This is a genomic window from Bacillota bacterium, from assembly GCA_012837285.1.
Classification (GTDB): domain Bacteria; phylum Bacillota; class DTU030; order DUMP01; family DUMP01; genus DUNI01.
This window is the reverse complement of the sequence record DURJ01000101.1, coordinates 1-2,842: the sequence shown is the minus strand read 5'-3', so window position 1 is coordinate 2,842 and position 2,842 is coordinate 1. Positions and strand designations below refer to the sequence as shown.

Annotated in this window: 4 protein-coding genes; all 4 read left to right on the top strand. The window is 55.4% G+C overall.

Features of this window, described 5'->3' with window-relative positions; translation table 11 throughout:
• The coding region (locus GX016_05780) for a DUF2619 domain-containing protein (protein ID HHT71069.1) at positions 1 to 135 on the top strand (135 nt) is incomplete at its 5' end.
• A 110-nt stretch (positions 136 to 245) separates the two neighbouring features.
• Complete coding sequence (locus GX016_05775) at positions 246 to 1,016, top strand: ABC transporter permease (protein HHT71068.1); 771 nt, start codon at positions 246 to 248, stop codon at positions 1,014 to 1,016.
• Positions 1,017 to 1,030: 14 nt separating this feature from the next.
• A complete protein-coding gene (locus tag GX016_05770) occupies positions 1,031 to 1,867 on the top strand; it encodes an ABC transporter ATP-binding protein (GenBank protein HHT71067.1) in 837 nt (278 codons plus the stop codon).
• Positions 1,868 to 2,225: 358 nt separating this feature from the next.
• Positions 2,226 to 2,774, top strand: coding sequence for a biotin transporter BioY (locus GX016_05765; GenBank protein ID HHT71066.1), 549 nt, complete (start codon positions 2,226 to 2,228; stop codon positions 2,772 to 2,774).
• Positions 2,775 to 2,842 lie beyond the last annotated feature (68 nt).

Sequence of the window (2,842 nt, the reverse complement as noted above, 5' to 3'; positions counted from 1 at the left end):
GGCATCATCGGGCCCACTGTCTTTCTGGTGGTGAGCAGCCTGGGCCTGGCTGGAATGATCGGCCAAGTTCCGCCCCTGAAAGTCGCTCTCCTTCTTGGTGCCGTCATCTTGATCGTACTGGCGGCAGGTATATAGAGCACAGGAAAAACCACCGCGGCATATATTGAGCGCAGAGGCCTAAAGTGACACCGGCAACAATTCGGTGAACAGGCCTCACACTGTGGCAGGGGAAAAGGGGTGATTGTTTGTCTAGGTACCTGCGCCAAGCGTTCATTCTGGCTGCGCTCGCTTTGGCTTGGGAAATTCTGGCTCGCCTGAATATCTGGCCTCGGCTGCTGTTCCCGCCGGTAACCGATATTCTGTCCGCGTTGGCCCAAGAACTGAGCGGGGGAGAAATTGCCGGCCGCACTTGGTACTCGCTGTCCCTAATTGCCGTCGGATTGGGGCTGGCCATCGCTACCTCGTTTCTTGCCTGTGCCTTAGCCATGCTGTGGGAACCTTGGGCCGATGGCCTGATGGCCTTGATGGCCATTCTCCATCCGCTACCGTCCATTGCCATTCTGCCCATCTTGCTCCTGTGGTTTAGAGCTGGGGTTCACTCCATTATCCTTCTTATTATCTTCTCAGCCTTTTGGCCCCTTACCGCCAGCATCTACGGCGGGCTGCGTTCAGTACCGCGCACTCAAGTTGAAGTAGGGCGTAATCTAGGGCTGACCGGCCTCAGCCTGGTGAACCAGGTGATGCTACCGGCAGCGTTGCCGGCGATTATGTCCGGACTGCGCGTGGGCTGGGCCCGGGCCTGGCAAGCTTCAGTGGCAGCAGAGATGGTTTTCGGTGCTTCCGGCAACGAAGGCGGACTGGGCTGGTTTTTGTACAAGCAACGTTATTTTCTCGAAGTACCTAAAGTGTTTGCCGGTATGTTAGTTATTATTTCCATCGGTCTGATGATAGAAAATATCCTGTTCAGTTTTTTGGAACGCCACACCGTTGCCCGCTGGGGTATGAGCATCAAATAAGGGGTGAGAAGTAGATGATACAGGTGGAGTTCCGGCGCGCAACTAAAATTTTTCGAACCGGCGGCAAGGAAGTGGTGGCCCTAACTGACATCAGTTTTAAGGTTCGGCCGGGTGAATTCTGGACTATTATCGGGCCGTCCGGATCCGGCAAAACCACCCTGCTGCGCTGCTTGGCTGGATTTGAAGTCCTAACGGCCGGAGGAGTTTACCTGGCCGGCCACAGAGTTTCTGCCCCGGGGCGAGATCGGATGATGGTCTTTCAAGACTTAAATCAGCTCTTTCCCTGGCGGACTGTGCTGGGTAATGTTGTCCTGGCTCTTAGGCTAGCCGGACAGGGGAAGAGCTCCGCTGAGCGGCAAAGTCTGGCTCTAAGTTATCTCGATCTCATGGGTCTGGCCGAATACGCCAATTTCTATCCCCACCAACTTTCCGGCGGCATGAAACAACGGGTGGCCATTGCCCGGGCCCTAGGTGTAAAGCCGGCCGTACTTCTTATGGATGAACCCTTCGGCAGCCTGGATGCTATCACCCGTTCCAGCCTACAGAAAGAATTGCTCCGCATCTGGCACGAAACCGGCGTAACCATTGTCTTTGTCACCCACAACATCGAAGAAGCCCTGCTGTTGGCCGATCGAATTATGGTCCTGGCTCGCGGCGGTACCATGCGGGCAGTAGTTAAAAACACGCTGGCCCGGCCCCGCAGCGTTGAAGATGCCGCCTTTGCCGCCACCTGGCAGCACTTGCACAACCTGCTAGAGCCATCCGGCTGCCGAGAAGAGCCCGACAGTACACCACTGCGCAGCCTGGAACCTCGGCCCGTGGCCCAGCCAATAAGCCAGGCATCTCTATGAGCCTTTGCGGTGATAGTTCTGGGTGTTCTCTGGCGGCGCAGGCAGCTTGCATCCGAAGAATGACCGCCAGTAAGAACAAGCCTGGCTCGCTCGGGGCCCTCGGCAATTTGAGTATTGCAGTGGCCAGATAGCGCAATTAGAGTTTACGGGTAGGGGCGGGACTTCGGGCCCGCCCGTTTCCCAATTCACGTAGACACACAGACAAAATGATTGTCAACCTAAATATAGCAGGTGGTTGACAATTTCCCAGGAAATATTTATTATGAGTACATAGTTAGCTACTTGAAAGGGACCCTGTAGCCTCAATGATTTTGTCCAGAAAGGATGTATCGTTGTGGAAAAAGTCAGCCTCCGGGAAATGATGACCGTAGCCTTGTTTATCGCTCTGCTCACAGCTTTAGGTTACGTAAACATCCCCCTGCCCTTCAGCCCCGTTCCCCTTACCGGTCAAACCTTCGGCGTGATGTTGGCCGGTATGCTGTTGGGAAGTCGCCTGGGCTTTATTACTCTATTGTTGTTCGATCTTACCGGTGTAATCTTCCCGGTGTTTGCCGGAGCCACCGGAGGTTTAGGCAAACTGCTGGGCCCCACCGGCGGCTATATTCTAAGCTGGCCCTTGGCGGCAGCAGTCATCGGCCTCATTACCGAGCGCAGCTCACATCCCGGCTGGATCCGTCTTTTCCTGGCTAATATCGCCGGCGGCGTTATCGTCGTTTATTCCCTGGGTGTAATCCAGTTGTCTCTTGTTACCGGCATCGGCCTGATCCCTGCCGCTATTCAAGGGGCTCTGCCTTTTATCCCCGGCGATCTGATTAAATGCGGTGTGGCCGCAGCCGCCGGTCTGCGCCTGCGGCAGGCCTATCCAAGTATCATCGCCCGGTCTTCTCAGTCTCAAGCCCGCAACTAATAGACCGCTACACAAGATCCCTCGCTATGTTCGGGATGACAATAGCAAGGTTTGGCCCTAATACCTCG